We start from the raw sequence: 528 nt of genomic DNA, 5'->3' as shown, positions 1-528 counted from the left end.
CGGACCACCTTGAAGCGGCCGGGCACGTAATCGAGGGTCTCCGTCACGTCCTCGCCGATCCGACGCAGGACCCCACCGCAGGACGGGCAGGCGCAGGGGCCTGGATGGATCACGCTCTCGCGCGCCAGGTGATCGGGCAAGGGGCGCCGAGCCGGTCTTACGCGGGAGGCCTCGACGGCGTCGGCAACGACCGGGGCGGCAGCCAGACGCTCGGCCTCGTCGACCTCCAGCGCCTCGATGGCGAGTTCGAGTTGCTCGACGCGGGCCTTCAGCTTCTCGGACGAGACGCCGAACTGCGCCCGCTTGAGACGAGCGAGTTCGCTGCGCAGCTTCTCGATGAGTGTGTTGGCGTGGACGGCTTCCCGCGCCATGCCGACGATCATGCGCTTGAGCGCATCGACGTCGTCGGGGAGTGAGCCAGGATCGAGAGCCACATCAACAGCTTACGCCGTCTGGCACAGCACGCAAGCCCGTTGCCGGCACCCGCGCGTCAGCCCGCGATGCGGGGGCGGTCCGTACGCACCGGGG

General features: G+C 69.7%; 1 protein-coding gene. It reads right to left on the bottom strand.

Features of this window, described 5'->3' with window-relative positions:
• Positions 1 to 434 (bottom strand): IS66 family transposase zinc-finger binding domain-containing protein (locus tag FV226_RS27730; RefSeq protein ID WP_187278887.1); only part of this gene is annotated, 434 nt, incomplete at its 3' end.
• Positions 435 to 528: the final 94 nt, after the last annotated feature.

This window comes from Methylobacterium sp. WL12, assembly GCF_008039475.1.
Lineage (GTDB): Bacteria > Pseudomonadota > Alphaproteobacteria > Rhizobiales > Beijerinckiaceae > Methylobacterium > Methylobacterium cerastii.
The sequence above is the reverse complement of the archived record's forward strand: the minus strand, read 5'-3'. Positions and strand labels throughout refer to the sequence as shown.